The 20,637-nt window shown below is 71.7% G+C and carries 17 protein-coding genes; 5 read left to right on the forward strand and 12 right to left on the reverse strand.

All coding sequences use genetic code 11. From position 1 onward, the window contains the following. Positions 1-123: 123 nt before the first annotated feature. The 4 genes from infB to rimP all read right to left on the reverse strand — a co-directional run bounded on the left by infB (position 124) and on the right by rimP (position 5,242). Positions 124-3,159, reverse strand: coding sequence for a translation initiation factor IF-2 (gene infB, locus ABZ948_RS04940; RefSeq protein WP_359757336.1), 3,036 nt, complete (start codon positions 3,157-3,159; stop codon positions 124-126). Positions 3,160-3,305: 146 nt separating this feature from the next. After that, a complete protein-coding gene (locus ABZ948_RS04945; protein ID WP_359757337.1) occupies positions 3,306-3,602 on the reverse strand; it encodes a YlxR family protein in 297 nt (98 codons plus the stop codon). 102 nt (positions 3,603-3,704) lie between these two features. Then, on the reverse strand, positions 3,705-4,739 hold the full coding sequence (gene nusA, locus ABZ948_RS04950) for a transcription termination factor NusA (protein WP_359757339.1): 1,035 nt from the start codon (positions 4,737-4,739) through the stop codon (positions 3,705-3,707). Positions 4,740-4,741: 2 nt separating this feature from the next. Further along, positions 4,742-5,242, reverse strand: coding sequence for a ribosome maturation factor RimP (gene rimP / locus ABZ948_RS04955; RefSeq protein WP_359757340.1), 501 nt, complete (start codon positions 5,240-5,242; stop codon positions 4,742-4,744). Between the two features lie 206 nt (positions 5,243-5,448). Here rimP and ABZ948_RS04960 point away from each other — a divergent pair, with 206 nt between their 5' ends. Genes ABZ948_RS04960 through ABZ948_RS04970 form a run of 3 tightly spaced genes read left to right on the forward strand, consistent with a single transcriptional unit; the run spans position 5,449 to position 7,388 of the window. Further along, positions 5,449-5,976 carry a hypothetical protein gene (locus ABZ948_RS04960; RefSeq protein ID WP_359757341.1) on the forward strand — a complete coding sequence of 176 codons (528 nt, stop codon included), beginning with the start codon at positions 5,449-5,451 and terminating at the stop codon, positions 5,974-5,976. Then, complete coding sequence (locus ABZ948_RS04965; protein WP_359757342.1) at positions 5,973-6,437, forward strand: ferritin-like domain-containing protein; 465 nt, start codon at positions 5,973-5,975, stop codon at positions 6,435-6,437. The genes ABZ948_RS04960 and ABZ948_RS04965 overlap by 4 nt, the downstream gene beginning before the upstream one ends. A 48-nt stretch (positions 6,438-6,485) precedes the next feature. Then, entirely contained in the window at positions 6,486-7,388 is a 903-nt protein-coding gene (locus tag ABZ948_RS04970; protein ID WP_359757344.1) for an aminoglycoside phosphotransferase family protein, read from the forward strand. Positions 7,389-7,433: 45 nt separating this feature from the next. Here ABZ948_RS04970 and ABZ948_RS04975 read toward each other — a convergent pair whose 3' ends face one another. The 8 genes from ABZ948_RS04975 to ABZ948_RS05010 all read right to left on the reverse strand — a co-directional run bounded on the left by ABZ948_RS04975 (position 7,434) and on the right by ABZ948_RS05010 (position 17,116). Then, the gene (locus ABZ948_RS04975) at positions 7,434-9,134 is read right to left on the reverse strand and encodes a proline--tRNA ligase (protein WP_359757346.1); all 1,701 of its coding nucleotides are present in this window, start codon (positions 9,132-9,134) and stop codon (positions 7,434-7,436) included. Between the two features lie 69 nt (positions 9,135-9,203). After that, complete coding sequence (locus ABZ948_RS04980; protein ID WP_359757348.1) at positions 9,204-9,734, reverse strand: GNAT family N-acetyltransferase; 531 nt, start codon at positions 9,732-9,734, stop codon at positions 9,204-9,206. Positions 9,735-9,764: 30 nt separating this feature from the next. Next, the gene (locus ABZ948_RS04985) at positions 9,765-10,613 is read right to left on the reverse strand and encodes a GNAT family N-acetyltransferase (protein ID WP_359757349.1); all 849 of its coding nucleotides are present in this window, start codon (positions 10,611-10,613) and stop codon (positions 9,765-9,767) included. Positions 10,614-10,790: 177 nt separating this feature from the next. Beyond that, positions 10,791-11,948: a flavodoxin-dependent (E)-4-hydroxy-3-methylbut-2-enyl-diphosphate synthase gene (gene ispG / locus ABZ948_RS04990; protein WP_037763766.1), complete on the reverse strand. Its 1,158-nt coding sequence runs from the start codon at positions 11,946-11,948 to the stop codon at positions 10,791-10,793. Positions 11,949-12,116: 168 nt separating this feature from the next. Beyond that, positions 12,117-13,409, reverse strand: coding sequence for a M50 family metallopeptidase (locus tag ABZ948_RS04995; protein WP_359757553.1), 1,293 nt, complete (start codon positions 13,407-13,409; stop codon positions 12,117-12,119). An 8-nt stretch (positions 13,410-13,417) separates the two neighbouring features. Then, positions 13,418-14,674 (reverse strand): 1-deoxy-D-xylulose-5-phosphate reductoisomerase, encoded by a 1,257-nt coding sequence (gene dxr, locus ABZ948_RS05000; protein ID WP_359757351.1) that lies wholly within the window; start codon positions 14,672-14,674, stop codon positions 13,418-13,420. Positions 14,675-14,855: 181 nt separating this feature from the next. Then, positions 14,856-15,065, reverse strand: a complete 210-nt coding sequence (locus tag ABZ948_RS05005; RefSeq protein ID WP_359757352.1) for a helix-turn-helix domain-containing protein — start codon at positions 15,063-15,065, stop codon at positions 14,856-14,858. Between the two features lie 113 nt (positions 15,066-15,178). Continuing rightward, positions 15,179-17,116: an acyl-CoA dehydrogenase family protein gene (locus ABZ948_RS05010; RefSeq protein ID WP_359757353.1), complete on the reverse strand. Its 1,938-nt coding sequence runs from the start codon at positions 17,114-17,116 to the stop codon at positions 15,179-15,181. Positions 17,117-17,452: 336 nt separating this feature from the next. Between ABZ948_RS05010 and ABZ948_RS05015 the strand changes: the two genes are divergently transcribed. Then, positions 17,453-18,466: a LacI family DNA-binding transcriptional regulator gene (locus ABZ948_RS05015; protein ID WP_359757355.1), complete on the forward strand. Its 1,014-nt coding sequence runs from the start codon at positions 17,453-17,455 to the stop codon at positions 18,464-18,466. A 91-nt stretch (positions 18,467-18,557) separates the two neighbouring features. Continuing rightward, on the forward strand, positions 18,558-20,600 hold the full coding sequence (locus tag ABZ948_RS05020; protein WP_359757356.1) for a glycoside hydrolase family 31 protein: 2,043 nt from the start codon (positions 18,558-18,560) through the stop codon (positions 20,598-20,600). Positions 20,601-20,637 lie beyond the last annotated feature (37 nt).

Raw genomic sequence — 20,637 nt, forward strand, 5'->3', positions numbered from 1 at the left:
GTGGACGTCGCCCGCTGCGCGCGGACCTGCGGCGTGGACGAGGACCTGCTGCGTCGGACGGCACGCAGGATCGGCACCGCCTCCAGCGGGTGCCGCGTCGGCCGGTGGGTGAACCCGTGGGTGTCACACCCGCGGCTTCTCGCGCATCTCGTACGTCGCGATGACGTCGTCGACCTTGATGTCGTTGAAGTTGCCGAGGTTGATACCGCCCTCGAACCCTTCGCGGATCTCGGTGACGTCGTCCTTGAAGCGACGCAGGCCCTCGATGGTGAGGTTCTCCGCGACGACCTTGCCGTCGCGCAGCAGGCGGGCCTTGGTGTTCCGCTTGACCTCGCCGGAGCGGATGAGCACACCGGCGATGTTGCCCAGCTTGGACGACTTGAAGACCTCGCGGATCTCCGCCGTACCGAGCTCGACCTCCTCGAACTCCGGCTTGAGCATGCCCTTGAGGGCCGCCTCGATCTCCTCGATCGCCTGGTAGATGACCGAGTAGTACCGGACGTCCACGCCTTCGCGCTCGGCCATCTGCTGCGCACGCCCGGCGGCGCGCACGTTGAAGCCGATGACGATGGCGTCGGAGCCCATGGCCAGGTCGATGTCGGACTCCGTGACCGCACCGACGCCGCGGTGCAGGACGCGGATGTCGACCTCTTCGCCGACGTCCAGCTGGAGCAGGGAGGACTCCAGAGCCTCGACCGATCCGGACGCGTCGCCCTTGATGATCAGGTTCAGCTGCTGGACCTCGCCGGCCTTCAGCACCTTGTCCAGGTCCTCCAGCGACACGCGGCGCGTGCGCTTGGCGAACGCGGCGTTCCGCTCGCGGGCGGCGCGCTTCTCGGCGATCTGACGGGCCGTACGGTCCTCGTCGACCACGAGGAAGTTGTCGCCCGCGCCCGGGACGTTGGTCAGGCCCAGGACCTGGACCGGCGTCGACGGGCCCGCCTCGGTGACGAGGTTGCCGTTGTCGTCGTGCATCGCCCGGACCCGGCCGTACGCGTCGCCGACCACCATGGTGTCGCCGACCCGCAGCGTGCCGCGCTGGACGAGGACCGTCGACACGGCACCGCGGCCGCGGTCGAGACGGGACTCGATCGCGATGCCCTGCGCGTCCTGGTGCGGGTTGGCCCGCAGGTCGAGCGAGGCGTCGGCCGTGAGGATCACGGCCTCCAGCAGGGAGTCGATGTGCAGACCCTGCTTGGCGGAGATGTCGACGAACATCGTGTCGCCGCCGTACTCCTCGGCCACCAGCCCGTACTCGGTGAGCTGACCGCGCACCTTGGTCGGGTCGGCGCCCTCGACGTCGATCTTGTTGACCGCGACGACGATCGGGACGTCGGCCGCCTTGGCGTGGTTGAGCGCCTCGACCGTCTGCGGCATGACGCCGTCATTGGCCGCGACGACCAGGATCGCGATGTCGGTCGACCGGGCACCACGGGCACGCATGGCGGTGAACGCCTCGTGACCCGGGGTGTCGATGAAGGTGATCTTGCGCTCTTCGTCGTTGACCTCGGTCGCGACCTGGTAGGCACCGATGTGCTGGGTGATGCCGCCGGCCTCGCCCGCGATGACGTTCGTCTTGCGGATGGCGTCGAGCAGTCGCGTCTTACCGTGGTCGACGTGACCCATGACGGTGACGACCGGCGGGCGGACCACCAGGTCCTCCTCGTCGCCCTCGTCCTCGCCGAACTCGATGTCGAAGGACTCGAGCAGCTCGCGGTCCTCCTCCTCCGGGCTGACGATCTGAACCGTGTAGTTCATCTCGTCGGCGAGGAGCTGGAGCGTCTCGTCGGAGACGGACTGCGTGGCCGTGACCATCTCGCCGAGGTTCATCATGACCGCGACGAGCGACGCCGGGTTGGCGTTGATCTTCTCCGCGAAGTCGGTGAGGGAGGCACCGCGCGACAGGCGAACGGTCTCGCCGTTGCCGCGAGGCAGCATCACGCCGCCGACCGACGGGGCCTGCATGGCCTCGTACTCCTGGCGCCTCTGCCGCTTCGACTTGCGGCCACGACGCGCGGGACCGCCGGGACGACCGAAGGCGCCCTGCGTGCCACCACGGCCACCCGGACCACCGGGACGACCGCCGAAGCCGGGACGGCCACCGCCGCCGCCGAAGCCGCCGCCACCGCCGCCACCGGGACGACCGGCGAAACCGCCGCCGCCACCGGGACGACCGGCACCGCCACCGCCGCCGGGACGGCCGGCGAAGCCGCCGCCGGGACGACCGGCACCGCCGGGACGACCCGCACCACCCGGGCCACGACCCCCACCGGGGCCGGGACGCGGGCCGGCAGCGGGACGCTGCGGCATCATGCCGGGGTTCGGACGGGGACCTGCGGAGCCGCCGCCGGGACGCGGGCCGCCGCCCTGCGGACGCGGCATCGAGCCCGGGGTCGGGCGGTTGCCGCCCGGAGCCTGCGGACGCGGACCGCCGCCGCCCTGGGCGCCGGGCGCCTGGGGACGAGGACCGCCGCCGGGCCCGCCGGGGCCGGGACGGGCACCACCCTGCGGACGGGGCGCCTGCGGGCGCGCCATGCCGGTGGAGCCACCGGAGGTGAAGGGGTTGTTGCCCGGGCGCGGACCGGCCGGACGGGCACCCGGCCGCGGCGCCGGAGCGCCGGGACGCGGACCCTGACCGCCGGAACGGCCCTGGCCGCCCTGACCCTGGCCGGGACCGCCGGAGGGGCGGCCGCCGCCGGGCTTGGGGGCGCCGGGACGCGCGCCACCGGGCTTCGGACCGGACGGGGCCGGGGCCGACGGGGGCGCGGTGAACTCGGGCGCGGCCGGAGCCGGACGCGGCGCGGGCTTGGGACCCGGCGTCGGACGCGGGCCGGGGGCCGGCGCGGGGGACGACGGGGCCGACGGCTGCTGGGCCGCGGGCTTGGGGGCGGCCGGCGGCTTCGGGGCAGCCGGACGCGCCGCCTGCGCCGGAGAGGGCGCGGCGGGACGGGGGGCGGCCTTCTTGGGGGCGGCGGGCTTCGCGGCGGACTTGCCGTTGCCACCACCCTGGAAGGCGTCGGTCAGCTTGCGAACAACGGGCGCTTCGATCGTCGAAGACGCCGAACGGACGAATTCACCGAGTTCCTGGAGCTTGGCCATGACGACCTTGCTCTCGACACCGAACTCCTTGGCGAGTTCGTAGACCCGGACCTTAGCCACTTCGCTCCTTTGAGGTCCGGGTTACGTCCGGACCGTCGCTAGTTCATGGGCGTACTCATCGCGTACTCATCGAGTGCTCATCGCAATCTCGACCTGCTTTCGACTCGCGAGGTACCTAAGCCACACGGGGTTCCGTGCGGCACGTCTTACGGTGTTGCCTGCTCGGCAACTGTTGTCTGCTCGACGTATCGGCGCAACGCCTTTGTGTCGAGCGCTCCCGGGGCGCGCAGTGCCCTCGTGAACGCCCGGCGGCGTACCGCCTGGTCGAGACAGACCGGGGCGGGGTGAACGTACGCACCCCGGCCGGGCAGCGTACCGCGAGGATCAGGGACGCATGCGTCCTTGATCGCCACGATCCGCAGCAGTTCGGCCTTGGCCGCTCGCTCCCGACACCCCACACAGGTGCGTTCAGGGCATGCGCGGGCGCGCGTCCGGCCAGACACTGCTAAGTCTACCTCCCCAAACGCGCCTCACCCCTATGGGGCAGGTTTCGAACAGTTGCCGCGCATGAACCTGTCGTGATCTGAACGACCGGCGGCTTGGATCTATTCCCCGGAGCGGTCCCGGGTCTGTTCCCCGGAGCGGTCCCGGGTCTGCTCCCCGGACGGTTCCGTGTCCGGGCGGATGTCGATCCGCCAGCCGGTCAGCCGGGCCGCGAGGCGGGCGTTCTGGCCCTCCTTGCCGATGGCCAGGGACAGCTGGTAGTCGGGGACGGTCACCTGGGCGGACCGGGTCGACATGTCCACGATCTCGACCTTGGAGACACGGGCCGGGGAGAGCGCGTTCGCCACCATCTCGGCCGGGTCCTCCGACCAGTCGACGATGTCGATCTTCTCACCGTTCAGCTCGCCCATCACGTTGCGGACCCGGCCGCCCATGGGGCCGATGCAGGCGCCCTTGGCGTTCAGGCCGGACCGGGTGGACCGGACGGCGATCTTCGTGCGGTGACCGGCCTCACGGGCGATCGCGGCGATCTCCACGGAGCCGTCGGCGATCTCCGGCACCTCCAGGGCGAACAGCTTCTTCACCAGGTTGGGGTGCGTGCGCGACAGCGTCACGGACGGGCCGCGGACGCCCTTGGCGACCCGGACGACGTACGACCGCAGCCGCATGCCGTGCGGGTAGGTCTCGCCCGGCACCTGCTCCTGCACCGGCAGGATGGCCTCGAGCTTGCCGATGTCCACGAGCACGTTCTTCGGGTCGCGGCCCTGCTGGACCACACCGGTGACGATGTCGCCCTCGCGGCCGGCGTACTCGCCGAGCGTCGCGTCGTCCTCGGCGTCGCGCAGGCGCTGCAGGATGACCTGCTTGGCCGTGGTGGCGGCGATACGGCCGAAACCGGACGGGGTGTCGTCGAACTCGCGGGGCTCCTGGCCCTCCTCGACGTCGTCGGGGTCCTCCTTCGCCCACACGGTCACATGGCCGGTCTCCCGGTTGAGCTCCACGCGCGCGTGGCGGCGGCTTCCCTCGGTGCGGTGGTAGGCGATGAGGAGGGCCGACTCGATCGCCTCGACCAGCAGGTCGAAGGAGATCTCCTTCTCCCGAACCAAGCCCCGCAGGGCACTCATGTCGATGTCCACGGCTACGCCTCCTCTTCCTTCTTGTTGTCCTTGCGGCTGAACTCGACCTGGACCCGCGCCCGGGCGATGTCGTCGAAGGCGAGCCTGCGCGCGGTGGCCTTGCGGCCCTTGACTCCGGGCACCTCGGTGTCGACGCCCTCGTCGTCGACCTTCAGGATTCTGGCGACCAGCTCGCCGCCCTCGGCCAGCTGGAACTTCACCAGCCGGTCCGTGGCCCGGACGTAGTGCCGGTGTTCCGTGAGGAGGCGCTCCGCGCCCGGGGTGCCGACCTCGAGGGTGTACTCCCCCTCGCCCATCGCGTCCGTCTCGTCGAGCTTCGCCGAGAGCGCGCGGCTCACATCGGCGATCTGGTCCAGGTCCGCACCGGTGTCGGAGTCGACGACGACGCGCAGCACTCGCTTGCGGCCGACGGAGTCCACTTCGATCTCTTCGAGATCCAGGCCCTGGGAGGCGACGAGCGGTTCCAGCAGTTCTCGCAGCCTCTCGCTCTGGGTGGTGCTCATCCGGGTGACTCCTCGGCCGCGTGTGCTGTTGTGGGATGGGTCGCGTGTCTGGTCAAAGGGTATCCGGTCGTGGGGAGTGTTGCCGTCCACCCGGTCACGAACGGTGCCGCTGAGTGGTCCCGGGCGACGGCCCGGGTACCGTGATCACGGGCGTGCAGCCCTGCCATGCGCTTCTTTCTCGCAACGAGCCCCCGAGGACGTCTGACGTGCCGTTCCCCCCATCGCCGCGCGCCCGTTCGGGGCCGCGCAGAAGGAGTCTGCTCGCCCTCGGCCCGGCGGCCGTCGCCTTGGCGGGCTGCACCGCCGGCGGCGAGGACCCGGCCGACCCGGGCGACGGCCCGTCGGCGGCGGAGCGCCGGGCACGCGCGCGTGCGGCGCGGGACAGCGAGGGGCTGGTGGCGCGGTACGACGCGGTGATCGCCGCGCGGCCGGGGCTCGCGGGGCGCCTGGGGCCACTGCGGGAGGACGTCGTACGGCACGCGCGGGCGTTCGGGGGTGGCCGGAAAGCGTCCCCCTCGGTGTCGGGCTCGGCCGCGCCGTCGGCCTCGCCGACGACCGCCGTGCCGGGGAACGACAAGGACGCCCTGGCCGGGCTCGCCGCCGCGGAGCGGGAGCTCGCCGACCGGCGGTCCAAGGAGCTGCTCGGGGTGCCGGGCGAGCTGGCGCGGCTGCTGGCGTCGGTGGCGGCGGCCGGGGCGGTGCACGTGTATCTGCTGACGGAAGGGGAGGCGTGAGCGAGGCGGAGGACCGGGAGCTGCGGGCCCTGCAGGCGGCGCTGGCGGCCGAGCACGCGGCGGTCTACGGCTACGGCGTCGTCGGCGGGAAGATCGGCGACGGGCGGCGCGGCGAGGCGCAGACGGCGTTCGACGCGCACCGGGCGCGCCGGGACGCCCTGGTGCGCGAGGTGAAGGACCTGGGCGGCAGGCCCGTGGCGGCGGCCGCCGGGTACGCGCTGCCGTTCCAGGTGCCGGACGCGGCGGCGGCCGTGCGGCTGGCCGCCGAACTGGAGGACCGGGTGGCCGGGGTCTACTCCGACCTGGTGCGGGCCGCGGGCGGCGGGCGGCGGGCCCTGGCCGCCGAGGCGCTGCGGGAGGCGGCGGTGCGGGCGGTGCGCTGGCGCGGGGAGAGCGTAGCCTTCCCTGGGCTCGCCGAGCGCGCGGGCACGGCCCCGCCCTCGGCGGCGCCGACGGCGTGACCCGCGCGGGGCACGCACCGCGGACAGCACGAAGGGAACGACTCGCGCATGGTTTTCGAACCGCCGCAGCGCCTGGTCAGGGCGCTCGGTGAGACGGCGCCGGACGGTGACGACTGGCTTCAGAGGCTGCCCGAGGCGGCGCAGCGGGCCGTCGCGCTACGCGAGTTGACCGTGGAGCGGGTGCAGGTGCCGGGCGGGCGCAGCAGCCTGGTCGTGCTGGTGCGGACGGCCGACGGGACGCCCGCCGTGCTGAAGCTGGCGCCGGGGCGGGCCCGGCCGGAGGCGGAGCGTGCCGCGCTGGCGCACTGGGCCGGGCGGGGCGCCGTACAGCTGCTCGAAGCGGTCCTGCCGGCCGAGGGTGTGCTGCTGCTGGAGCGGCTGCACCCGGACGTGTCGGTGCGGTCCCTGCCGGAGGCGAAGGCGCTGCTGGAGGCGGCGGGGACGCTGCGGCGGCTGTGGGTCGAGCCGCCCGCCGGTTTCCCGTTCGAGACGGTGGCCGAGCGGACCGGGCGGCAGGCCGAGGCGATGCGGGCCCGGGCGCAGGCCGATCCCGAGGTGGCCCCGCTGGTGGAGCTGGCGCTCGCGGCACGCGCGGAGCTGCTGGCCGCGCCGCCCGAACACCGGCTGCTGCACGGCACGTTCCGGCAGAGCAAGGTGCTCGCCGGGGAGCGGATGCCGTGGCTGGCCGTGGGGCCCGACCCGGTGGTCGGCGAGTGCGCGTTCGATCTGGCCCGGCTGGTCCGGGACCGGGTGGAGGACCTGATCGCCCAGCCGTCCGGCGCGGCCACGACCCGGCGCCGGGTGAAGCGGCTGGCCGAGTCGCTGGACGTGGACCAGGAGCGGCTGCGGGGCTGGACCCTGTTCCGGGCCGTGGAGTCGGGTGTGCGGGCCGGACGGGTGGGGCGGCCCCGGGACGCGGAGCTGCTGCTGGAGTTCGCGGGCTGGCTGTGAGCGCTCCGGCCTCCCGGAGCGCTCACCCCTGCCCCTGCCGGGGCCTTACGCCGTGAGGCGGGCGACGGCCTCCTCCACCGTCAGTTCCTCGCGCTCGCCGGTGCGGCGGTTCTTCAGCTCGACGACGCCCTCGGCGGCGCGGCGCCCCGCCACCAGGATCTGCGGGACGCCGATCAGCTCCGAGTCCGTGAACTTGACGCCCGGGGAGACGCCGGCGCGGTCGTCGACCAGGACGCGGACGCCGGCCGCGGCCAGCTTCCCGGAGACGTCGAGGGCGAGTTCCGTCTGGAGGGCCTTGCCTGCGGCGACCACGTGGACGTCGGCCGGGGCGACCTCCTTGGGCCAGCACAGGCCCTTGTCGTCGGCGCTCTGCTCGGCGAGGGCTGCGACCGCGCGGGAGACGCCGATGCCGTAGGAGCCCATGGTGACGCGGACCGGCTTGCCGTTCTGGCCGAGGACGTCGAGCTTGAGGGCGTCGGCGTACTTGCGGCCCAGCTGGAAGATGTGGCCGATCTCGATGGCGCGGTCCAGGACGAGGCCCGTGCCGCACTTCGGGCAGGGGTCGCCCTCCTGCACGACCACGACGTCGACGTACTGGTCGACCTCGAAGTCACGGCCCGCGACGACGTTCTTGGTGTGGGTGCCGGCCTTGTTCGCGCCGGTGATCCAGGACGTGCCCGGGGCGACGCGCGGGTCGGCGAGGTACGTGACCTTGTCCAGGCCCTGCGGTCCGACGTAGCCGCGGACCAGGTCGGGGCGGGCCGCGAAGTCCGTCTCGGTGACCAGTTCGACGGTGGCCGGGGCGAAGTGCGCCTCGACCTTGTCCAGGTCGACCTCGCGGTCCCCGGGCACGCCGACGGCGACGATCTCGCCGTCGACCTTCACGAGGAGGTTCTTCAGCGTGGCCGAGGCCGGGACGCCGAGGGAGGCGGCGAGGGTCTCGATGGTCGGGGTGTCGGGGGTGGGGATGTCCTCGGCGGCCGGGACGTCCGAGGCGTCGACGGGCTGCAACTCGTAGGTGATCGCCTCGGTGTTGGCGGCGAAGTCGCAGTTGGGGCAGTCGGCGAAGGTGTCCTCGCCGGCCTCGGCCGGGGCGAGGAACTCCTCGGACTTGGAGCCGCCCATCGCGCCGGCGGTGGCGGCGCAGATGCGGTAGTCGAGGCCGAGGCGCGCGAAGATCCGCTGGTAGGCCTCGCGGTGCAGGGCGTAGGACTGCGCGAGGCCCGCGTCCTCGGTGTCGAAGGAGTAGGAGTCCTTCATCAGGAACTCGCGGCCGCGCAGGATGCCCGCGCGGGGCCGGGCCTCGTCGCGGTACTTGTTCTGGATCTGGTAGAGGATCACGGGCAGGTCCTTGTAGGAGGACGCCTGGTCCTTCACCAGCAGGGTGAAGATCTCCTCGTGGGTGGGGCCGAGGAGGTAGTCGCCGCCCTTGCGGTCCTGGAGACGGAACAGCTCGGGGCCGTACTCATCCCAGCGGCCCGTGGCGTCGTAGGGCTCGCGGGGCAGGATGGCGGGGAGCAGCACTTCCTGGGCGCCGATGGCGTCCATCTCCTCGCGGACGATCCGCTCGACGTTGGCCAGCACCTTCTTGCCGAGCGGCAGCCAGCTCCAGATGCCGGCGGCGGTGCGGCGCACGTACCCGGCGCGGACGAGGAGCTTGTGGCTGAGGACCTCGGCGTCGGCCGGGTCGTCGCGCAACGTCTTCGCCATCAACTGGGACATGCGCTGGACCGGTGCGTTCGCCATGGTTTTGCTCCTGCTGCGTGTGGGTGATGGCAGGAGGTTATCCGGGGGGTACGGGAGCGCGGAAATCGGTTAACGGCGGCGCAGCGGGAGCGGGGCGCCCATCACCGCGTACGGCTTGGGCGCGCTCGGGAAGAGCACCTGGCGGGCCAGGTCCTGGTAGCCGAGGGAGCGGTAGAGGGCGCGGGCGGGGCTCTCGGTGTCGATCGCGGAGAGGATCGAGCGGGGTTCGGCGGCGCCGTCGGTGATGGTGGTGATCAGGGAGCGGCCGATGCCGCGGTTCTGGTGGGCGGGGTGGACGTGCAGCTCGGTGATCACGAAGGAGTCGTCGAGCCAGTGGTCGCGGCCCTGGGCGCGGAGGTAGGGCTCCACGACGGTGGACCACCAGTGGGTGCGGTCGTTGGGCATGCCGTAGACGAACCCCACGAGGTTGCCGCCGGCGGTCGCGCCGAGGGCACGGGCGCCCGGGTAGGTCATGTGGCGAAGGACGATCTGGCGGCGGACGGCGACTTCGTCGGGGCCGAGGCCGAATGCCACGGCTTGGACGTCCAGTGCCTCGTCGACGTGGGCGGGGAGGTCGAGGGGGCCGATCACCAGGTCCATGGCGGGGAGCCTACAGGGGGGTCCCCGTTGTCAGAACAGCACGCTCATGAAGGCGCCGACCTCTTGGAAGCCCACCCTCTGATACGTCCTGCGGGCCGCGGTGTTGAAGTCGTTGACGTAGAGGCTGACGACCGGGGCGACGTCGGCCAGGGCGTAGCGCAGCACGGCCGCCATGCCGGGGGCCGCCAGACCGGTCCCCCGGTATTCGGGGGCCACCCACACGCCCTGGATCTGGCAGGCGCGGTCCGTCGCGGCGCCGATCTCGGCCTTGAAGACGACCTTGCCGTCCGCGTCGAAGCGGGCGAAGGCCCGGCCGGAGCCGACGAGTTCGGCGACGCGGGCCTGGTAGAGGAGTCCGCCGTCGCCGGCCAGCGGGGAGACGCCGACCTCCTCGGTGAACATCGCCACGCACGCCGGCATGATCGTCTCCATCTCGTCCTTGCGGACGCGGCGGACGTAGGGGTCCGGGGCGATGTCGGCCGGCAGGCGGTCGGTGACCATGAGCGGCTGGTGGCGGCGGACGTCGCGGGCCGGGCCCCAGTGGGGTTCCAGCAGTCGCCACAGGTCGGCGGTGGCGCCGGAGGGTCCGACGATGGAGGAGCAGCGGCGGCCGGCCCGGCGGGCGCGGTCGGCGAAGGCCCGGACGGCGCGCGGGCCGGCGCAGATCGGGACCAGGTTGGCGCCCGCGTAGCACAGGGACGTCAGCATGCCGTCCTCGTACCAGCCCCACATCTCGCCGCCGAGCCGCCACGGGTCCAGGCCGGCGATCTGCACCCGGGACGTCACGAAGGCGTTCGCGACCGGCTCGCGGTCGAGTACGGCGAGCGCGGCGTCCAGGTCGCTCGGTTCGAGGACCCGTGAGGTGGTCTGCGTCAACACGTGCGGGGCCTCACACACTGGGGTCGGCTTGGTCTCCGCACTATAGCTGCGCTGCTTGGACGGGGCGCCTGGGAGCTCGGGGCTTCTCGCCGGCGGGCGGCTGCGGGTGGTCTGTGGTTGCTCGCGCAGTTCCCCGCGCCCCCAAGAAGCCCGATCCCGCCGACGGCATGGAAAGGATCAGCCCGCGACCGCCACCGACGGCTCGCCGGAAGCGACGCCGTCCGCCTCCATCTGCTCGGCCAGCTTCATGGCCTCCTCGATGAGGGTCTCCACGATCTTGGACTCGGGGACGGTCTTGATGACCTCGCCCTTGACGAAGATCTGGCCCTTGCCGTTGCCGGAGGCGACGCCGAGGTCGGCCTCGCGGGCCTCGCCGGGGCCGTTGACGACGCAGCCCATGACGGCGACGCGGAGCGGGACGTCCATGCCCGTGAGGCCGGCGGTGACCTCTTCGGCGAGCTTGTAGACGTCGACCTGGGCGCGGCCGCAGGACGGGCAGGAGACGATCTCCAGGCCTCGCTGGCGGAGGTTCAGCGACTCCAGGATCTGGATGCCGACCTTGACCTCCTCGGCGGGGGGCGCGCTCAGGGAGACCCGGATCGTGTCGCCGATGCCCTGGGAGAGCAGGGCGCCGAAGGCGACCGCCGACTTGATCGTGCCCTGGAAGGCGGGGCCGGCCTCGGTCACGCCGAGGTGCAGCGGGTAGTCGCACTGCTCGGCGAGCTGCTTGTAGGCCTCGATCATGATGACCGGGTCGTTGTGCTTGACGGAGATCTTGATGTCGCGGAAGTCGTGCTCCTCGAAGAGGGACGCCTCCCACAGGGCCGACTCGACCAGGGCCTCGGGGGTCGCCTTGCCGTACTTCTGCAGCAGGCGCTTGTCGAGGGAGCCGGCGTTGACGCCGATGCGGATCGGGGTGCCGTGGTCGCGGGCCGCCTTGGCGATCTCCTTGACCTTGTCGTCGAACTGCTTGATGTTGCCGGGGTTGACGCGGACCGCCGCGCAGCCGGCCTCGATCGCGGCGAAGACGTACTTCGGCTGGAAGTGGATGTCGGCGATGACGGGGATCTGCGACTTGCGGGCGATGGTGGCGAGGGCGTCGGCGTCGTCCTGGGTCGGGCAGGCGACGCGGACGATCTGGCAGCCGGAGGCGGTCAGTTCCGCGATCTGCTGGAGCGTGGCGCCGATGTCGGAGGTGCGCGTGGTGGTCATCGACTGCACCGAGACGGGGGCGTCTCCGCCGACGGCCACGGACCCGACCTGGATCTGGCGGCTCTTCCGGCGCTCGGCGAGCTTGGTCGGAACGGACGGCATGCCGAGAGAAATCGCAGTCATCTGCTGTGCAACCCCAAGTCGTGGATCAAGGTCCGGTCCCGTGAGCAGCGGGCTCCGAGCTTCGAGATTACGGCACATGCCCCCGCGCGGGCACATCCCACCCGCGCTGCCACCCGATGGGAGGCGGCCCGGCACACAGTATGCCGAGCCGCCTCGAGCTCCATATGACTAGGAGATTCTCACCGGGTTAACCACGTCCGCGATCAGCACCAGGATCGTGAAGCAGATGAAGATCCCGGCGACCACGTAGGCGACGGGCATGAGCTTCGCCACGTCGAAGGGGCCCGGGTCCGGCCGGCGCAGCACCTTGGCCGTGTTGCGGCGCAGCGACTCCCACAGGGCACCCGCGATGTGGCCGCCGTCGAGCGGCAGCAGCGGGAGCATGTTGAACAGGAACAGGGAGAGGTTGAAGCCGGCGACCAGCATGAGGGCCATGGCGAGCTGCTGGGTGGGCGGGATGTCGAGGGTGAAGATCTCGCCGCCGACACGGGCCGCGCCGACCACGCCCATCGGGGAGTCGGCCTCGCGCGGGGCGCCGTCGAAGGCCGCGTTCCACAGGGCCGGGACCTTGCCGGGCAGGGCGGCGAGGGAGTCGACGGCCTCGCCGATCCGGTCGCCCATCCAGGTCACGGACTCGCCGAAGTCCTGCTTGACCACGCCCGTGGCGGCGCTGAAGCCGAGGAAGCCCGCCTGCACGTACTGGCCCTCGACGATCTGGCCGCCGGAGTCCTTCTTGGCGACCTGGTTGGTGGCGATCTTCGCGTGCAGGGTGACGTCCTGGCCCTTGCGGTCGACGACGATCGGCACCTCCTTGCCGGGGCTGGAGCGGATGAGGTCGGACAGCTCGTTCCAGTCGTCGGTCCGCACGCCGTCGAAGGAGACGATCTTGTCGCCGGCCTTGAGGCCCGCCGCGGCGGCCGGGCTGGCCGGGTCGCCCTTCTCGCACTTGTCGCGGTTCTCGCTCTGCGCGATGACGCACTGGGAGACCGAGCTGACCGAGGTGGTCTGCTGGGTGATGCCGAAGCCCATCAGGACGGTGAGGAACAGGGCCACCGCCAGGACCAGGTTCATGAAGGGGCCGGCGAACATGACGATCACGCGCTTCCAGGGGGCGCGCGTGTAGAACATGCGGTTCTCGTCGCCCGGCCGGAGCTCCTCGTACGCGGCGGTGCGGGCGTCCTCGATCATGCCGCGCCAGGGGGAGGTGGAGCGGGCCTCCAGCCGGCCGTCGGCGCCGGGCGGGAACATGCCGATCATGCGGATGTAGCCGCCGAACGGGATCGCCTTGATCCCGTACTCGGTCTCACCCTTCTTGCGGGACCAGAGCGTGGGGCCGAAGCCGACCATGTACTGCGGCACGCGGATGCCGAAGAGCTTGGCCGTGGACAGGTGCCCCAGCTCGTGCCACGCGATCGAGAACAGCAGGCCGACCACGAAGAGACCTATGCCGAGGATGAACATCAGGGTCGTCATGCACGGGCCTCCGCCGTCTGTGCCGCCAGTTCCCGGGCCCGGGTCCGCGCCCAGGTCTCCGCTTCGAGGACGTCCGACACGGTGAGTGAGGTTCCCGTACGCGGGGTGCCGTGCTCCTCGACGACCCGGGTGACGGTCTCCATGATCCCGTTGAACGGCAGTGCGCCCTGGCGGAACGCCTCCACGCACTCCTCGTTGGCCGCATTGAACACCGCCGGGGCGGTGCCCGCGAGCTCGCCGACGTGCCGGGCGAGGTTCACCGAGGGGAAGGCCTCGTTGTCGAGCGGGAAGAACTCCCAGGTCGAGGCCTTGCTCCAGTCGAAGGTGGGGGCGGCGTCAGGGACGCGCTCGGGCCAGCCGAGGCCGATGGCGATGGGCCCGCGCATGTCGGGCGGGGTCGCCTGGGCCAGTGTCGATCCATCCGTGAACTCAACCATCGAGTGGACATACGACTGGGGATGCACGACCACCTCAATGCGGTCGAAGGGAATGTCGTAGAGGAGGTGCGCCTCGATGACCTCCAGGCCCTTGTTGACGAGGGTCGCGGAGTTGATCGTGATGACCGGGCCCATGGCCCAGGTGGGGTGGGCGAGGGCGTCCTCGACGGTGACGTGGGCCAGCTCCTCCTTCGTACGGCCTCTGAAGGGGCCGCCGGAGGCGGTGACGACCAGTTTGCGGACGTCGGCGCGGGTGCCGGCGGCCAGGGCCTGGAAGAGGGCGGCGTGCTCGGAGTCGACCGGGATGATCTGGCCGGGCTTGGCGAGGGCCTTGACGAGCGGGCCGCCGACGATGAGCGACTCCTTGTTGGCGAGCGCGAGCGTGCGGCCCGCCTCCAGGGCGGCGAGGGTCGGGGCGAGTCCGATGGAGCCGGTGATGCCGTTCAGGACGGTGTGGCAGTCGGAGGCCGCGAGCTGGGTGGCCGCGTCCGGGCCGGCGAGGATCTCGGGGAGCGGCTCGCCGGTGCCGTACCGCGCGGTGAGCGCCTCGCGCAGGGCCGGCACGACGTCCTCTCGGGCCACGGCGACCGTGCGCACGCGCAGCCGGTACGCCTGCTCGGCGAGGAGGGCGACCCGGCCGCCGTTGGCGGACAGACCGGTGACCCGGAACCGGTCGGGGTTGCGCAGCACGAGGTCGATGGCCTGCGTGCCGATGGACCCGGTGGAGCCGAGGATCACCACGTCCTTCGGGCCGTCGCCCGCCACCGGGTCGTAGACGAGGTGGGGGTCGGCGAGGGGGGCTGGACTGTCGCTCATTCCTCCATTGTTGCCGTAAGCGTCGTGTGTGAGGACAGCGCGTCTCCCGGCGCGCGGCGCGTTGCCGGCCGAACCGGCGGCTGACGCCCCAGGGCGGCCGGTAGCCGAGCCTCGTCTGATCGACTAAATTGCCGTGGTCGGCGCCGGGATCTGTCCTCGACGCCCGCAGACGAATGGCCGCTCAGTCGGCGATCAGGTCTGCGAGCGGTACATCAAGGACGTGCTCGATGAGCAGCAGGTCGTCAAGGTCCGTGTCGTAGGCGCCGTGCTCGATCTGGTCGATGCGGCTGCGGCCGAGCCTGGTTGCCTTGCCCAGTTCCTCCTGGCTGAGTTTCTGAGCTTCCCGCTCGGCGCGGATGCGCTCTCCGATCGCGCAGAGTCGGGAAATCACCCAGTCGGGCGGCGCATAGACATGGGTGCATCCTGTTCCGCCTGGTCATTCTCACCGGCTTCTTGCCGGACGGGGCGCGCGCCACATGAGCCCGCGCCCCCCATCCGGGTCGGTCACCGGATCGGCCGGTGGACGTTCTCCTTCTGCGATGGTCCCGGTGTCGCGTCCGCGATCCAGGGGCCCTCGCCCGACGGGTCGACGATGCCCCGCTCCAGCCACTCGTAGGTGCCGGACAGGACGCCCTTGACGACCTTGCGGTCGAGGTCGTCGGTGTTGGTCCACAGGCGGGTGAAGAGTTCTTCGACCCGGATGCGGGACTGGCGGCAGAAGACGTCGGCGAGCTGGTAGGCCTCGCGGCCGTTCTCGCCCTGGCTGCGCAGGAGTTCGGCCCGGACGCAGGCCGCGCTCATGGCGAACAGCTCGGCGCCGATGTCGACGATCCGGCCGAGGAAGCCCTGCTTGGACTCCATGCGGCCCTGCCAGCGGGACATGGCGTAGAACGTGGAGCGGGCGAGCTTGCGGGCGGTGCGCTCGACGTAGCGCAGGTGCGCCGAGAGGTCCACCTCGCGTTTGAACTCGCCGTAGGAGGTGGGGAGCTGGCCCGGGCCCGCGACCAGCTTGGGGAGCCACTTGGCGTAGAAGGCGCCGGCGTTCGCGCCGGCCTTGGCCTTGTCGCCGAGGGACTTCTCGGGGTCGATGAGGTCGCCGGCGACGGAGAGGTGGGCGTCGACGGCCTCGCGGGCGATGAGGAGGTGCATGATCTCCGTCGAGCCCTCGAAGATGCGGTTGATGCGCAGGTCGCGCAGCAGTTGCTCGGCGGGGACGCCCTTCTCGCCGCGGGCCCGCAGGGACTCGGCCGTCTCGAAGCCGCGGCCGCCGCGGATCTGGACGAGTTCGTCGGCCATCGTCCAGGCCATCTCGGAGGCGTACAGCTTGGCGAGGGCGCCCTCGATGCGGATGTCGTTGCGGTCCTCGTCGGCCATCTGCGAGGCCAGGTCCGTCACGGCCTCCAGGGCGAAGGTGGTGGCGGCGATGAAGGAGATCTTGGAGCCGACCGCCTCGTGGTGCGCGACGGGCTTGCCCCACTGCTCGCGGGCCGCCGACCACTCGCGGGCGATCTTCAGGCACCACTTGCCGGCCGCGACACAGGAGGCGGGCAGCGAGAGCCGCCCGGTGTTGAGCGTGGTCAGGGCGATCTTCAGGCCCTGGCCCTCCTCGCCGACGCGGTTGGCGGCGGGGACGCGGACCTGGTGGAAGCGGGTGACGCCGTTCTCGATGCCGCGCAGGCCCATGAAGGCGTTGCGGTTCTCGACGGTGACGCCCGGCGAGTTCGTCTCCACGACGAAGGCGGTGATGCCGCCCTTGTGGCCCTCGCTCCTGGGCACGCGGGCCATGACGACCAGCAGGTCGGCGACGACGCCGTTGGTGGTCCACAGCTTCACGCCGTCCAGGACGTAGTCGTCGCCGTCGGGGACGGCCGTGGTGGCCAGGCGCGCCGGGTCGGAGCCGACGTCGGGCTCGGTGAGCAGGAAGGCGCTGATGTCCGTGCGGGCGCAGCGCGGCAGGAAGCGTTCCTTCTGCTCCTGGGTGCCGAACAGCTTCAGCGGCTGCGGTACGCCGATGGACTGGTGGGCGGAGAGCAGCACGCCGATCGCGGGGCTCGCGGAGCCGGCCAGGGAGAGCGCCTTGTTGTAGTACACCTGGGTGAGACCGAGACCGCCGTACTTGGTGTCGATCTTCATGCCGAAGGCGCCGAGCTCCTTCAGGCCGTCGATCACCTCGTCGGGGATCCGGGCGTCGCGCTCGATGCGGGCCGGGTCGACCTTCGTCTCGACGAAGTCGCGGAGCTTGGCGAGGAACTCCTCGCCGCGCTGGGCGGCCTCGTCGTCGGGGACGGGGTGGGGGTGGATGAGGTCGAGCCGGAAGCGGCCGAGGAACAGCTCCTTGGCGAAGCTGGGCTTGCGCCAGTGCTGTTCCCGGGCGGCCTCCGCCACCTCACGGGCCTCCCGCTCGGTGACGGCGGGACGGGAAGAGGGGGTGGAAGCGGACATGAGGGTCACCTCGCCGCATCTAGGAATATTGATGACTGTACGTTACCGACCAGTGCTACTGGATCGTTGGTACCCGAAACCGGACGCTCCCACCAGTCCTCGCGCGTCCGTTCAGCCGAAGGGGGCGGAGCGCGCGCGGCACTTGTCGGGCGCCTGACGACGGTGTTGCATCGAGGTGCCTCCCAGGGAACCGGTCACCGCCGCTGGAATTCGGTATCGAAGCGCTTCGACAACCTATGGACACCCACGATCGCTGGAGCTACTGTCGAACCACCCTCACTCGCCGTTATCAGCAATGCGCACTGTCGAAGCGCTTCACAAAGCTTGGAGAGCTGGATGGTCACCCTCGCCGAGGTCGCCCAGCACGCCGGAGTCTCGGCGAGCACGGTGAGCTATGTCCTCAGCGGCAAGCGGTCCATCTCCGCGACCACCCGCCAGCGGGTCGAGCGGAGCATCCGCGAGCTCGGGTACCACCCGAACGCCGGGGCCCGGGCCCTGGCGAGCAGCAAGTCGAACATCATCGCGCTGATGATCCCGCTGCGCACGGACATGTACGTGCCCGTGATGATGGAGATCGCCATCGCGGTGGCGACCTGCGCGCGCACCCACGGGTACGACGTGCTGCTGCTCACCGGTGAGGAGGGGCCGGACGCCGTGCGCCGCGTCGCGGGCAGCGGGCTCGCCGACGGGATGATCCTGATGGACGTCGAACTCGACGACGAGCGGCTGCCGCTGCTGCGCGGGACGGACCAGCCGTCCGTGCTGATCGGGCTGCCCGCCGAGACCACCGGCCTGACCTGCGTCGACCTGGACTTCAGGGCGACGGGCGCGCTGTGCGTGGAGCACCTGGCGAAGCAGGGGCACCACGACATCGCCGTCATCGGCGAGGCACCGGCCGTCTACGAGCGGCACACGGGCTTCGCCGAGCGCACCCTCGAAGGGCTGCGGTCCCGCGCCCGGGAGCTGGGCGTGCGGCTGCTGCACCGGCCGTGCGAGGGCGGGTACGACGCGATGGCGGTGACGCTCGCCCGGATCCTCGACGAACGCCCCGGGACCTCGGGGATCATCGTGCAGAACGAGTCGGCGGTCGAGCCGCTGCTCGCGCTGCTGCGGCAGCAGGGCCGGGCCGTGCCCGAGGACGTGTCGGTGGTCGCCATCTGCCCCGACCAGGTCGCGACGCAGGCCTCGGTGCGGCTGACGTCGGTCGCCATCCCCGCGCAGGAGATGGGCCGGCACGCGGTGGAGCACCTGGTCGCCAAGCTCGAGGGGCGCGGCCGCGACGAGGTCGTGCTGATCGCGCCCGAGCTGACGGTACGGACGAGCACGGGACCGGCGCCGAGCCGGTCGTAGGCGCCCCCGCGCCGCACCTCCCTCGCACCACCGCCCTCCTCCCAGGGCACCCCCATGTCTGCACTCCTCCAGGAGCACAGGAGCACGCCACGTGAATCAGCCTGCTGAAACCCAGCCCCAGGTGAGCCTGGCGCAGTCCTCCCCCACGGTCGGTACGTTCCGCGAGCGGGACGGCGCGCTGGAGTGGAGCGGCCGCCAGGAGACCGTACGGATCGAGCCGTGGGGGCCGGACGCGGTCCGGGTGCGGGCCCGGCTCGGCGGTCCCGTCCTCGAGGGGCTGCCGGGCGCCCTGCTCGACGAGGCTCCGGCGACGCCGTCCACGGTGAAGATCGAGGACGGCGGCGGCCGGCTGACGGTCGGCGCGCTCACCGTCGAGGTGAACGCCGAAGGCCTGATCCGCTTCCTGCGGACCGAGGACTCCGCCGAACTGCTCGCCGAGGACCGCGCCCACTTCTGGTGGCCCGGCTCCCGCCTCTACACGGCCGTCGGCAACGGCCACCACCGCCTGGAACAGCGCTTCGCCGCCTACGACGACGAGAAGCTGTACGGCCTCGGCCAGCACCAGCACGGGCGGCTCGACCAGAAGGGTCTCGTACTGGACCTGGTCCAGCGCAACGCCGAGGTCGGCATCCCGGTGCTGACCTCCAGCCGCGGCTACACCCTGCTGTGGAACAACCCGGCGATCGGCCGGGTGGAGCTGGCGCACAACGGCACCCGGTGGGTCGCCGACTCGGCCCGGCAGATCGACTACTGGATCACGGCGGGCGATCCGGCCGGCGCCCAGCGCCGGTACAGCGCGGTGACCGGCCGGACGCCGATGCTGCCGGAGTGGGCGGCGGGCTTCTGGCAGTGCAAGCTGCGCTACCGCACGCAGGACGAACTCATGGCGGTGGCCCGGGAGTACAAGCGGCGGGGGCTGCCCATCTCGGCGATCGTCTGCGACTTCTTCCACTGGACGCACCTCGGCGACTGGAAGTTCGACCCGAAGGAGTGGCCGGACCCGGCGGCGATGGTGCGTGAGCTGGAGGAGCTCGGCATCAAGCTGGTGGTGAGCGTCTGGCCGTCGGTGTCGCCGCTGAGCGAGAACCACCCGGTCCTGGAGCAGCGGGGCTGGTTCATCGGCACCCAGTACGGGCCGATGGCGCACGCCGACTGGCCCGACAAGGAGGTCGCCTCCACGGTCCAGGTGGCCTTCTACGACGCCACCAACCCGGAGGCCCGGGAGTTCGTGTGGTCGAGGATCAAGGAGAACTACCTCGACCCGTACGGCATCACGGCGTTCTGGCTCGACGCCTGCGAGCCGGAGCTGAAGCCCGGCTTCTCCGAGAACCTGCGGTACTGGGCGGGCCCGGGCCTGGAGGTCGGCAACATCTACCCGGCCGAGAACGCCCGCACCTTCTACGAGGGCCTCGTCGCCACCGGCGAGGAGGAGGTCGTCACCCTCAACCGCTCGGCGTGGGCGGGCAGCCAGCGTTACGGCGCCGCCCTGTGGTCCGGGGACATCGGCACGGACTTCCCGACCCTGCGCCGCCAGATCGCGGCGGGGCTCAACACGGCCCTGTCGGGCATCCCGTGGTGGAACACCGACATCGGCGGCTTCCACGGCGGCGACCCGGACGACCCGGCCTACCGGGAGGTGATGGTCCGCTGGTTCCAGTTCGGCGCGCTGTCCCCGCTGATGCGCCTGCACGGCTTCCGCGACCCGGGCATGCCGCTGGGCCCGGAGATGACCGGCGGCCCGAACGAGGTGTGGTCGTACGGCGAGGAGGCCGGGGCCGTCCTGGAGAAGTACCTGCGGCTGCGCGAGCGCCTGAAGCCGTACGTCCTGCGCGTCATGCGGGAGGCGCACGAGGAGGGCCTGCCCGTGATGCGGCCGCTGTTCCTGGAGTTCCCCGGCGACCAGGCGACCTGGTCCGTCGACGACTCCTACCTGTTCGGCCCGGACCTGCTGGTCGCCCCGGTGCTGACGGCCGGCGCCACGGCCCGTACGGCGTACCTGCCGGCGGGGGCCACCTGGACGGACGCGTGGACGGGTGAGACGTACGAGGGCGGTCAGGCCGTGACGGTCGACGCCCCGCTGGACCGGATCCCGCTGTTCCTGCGGGACGGGGCGCGGCTGCCTGTAGCGGAGTAGCCGTGCCGGAAGGGGGTGGCCGGATCGATGGAGGTCT

Source organism: Streptomyces olindensis (genome assembly GCF_040645895.1).
GTDB classification, from domain to species: domain Bacteria; phylum Actinomycetota; class Actinomycetes; order Streptomycetales; family Streptomycetaceae; genus Streptomyces; species Streptomyces olindensis.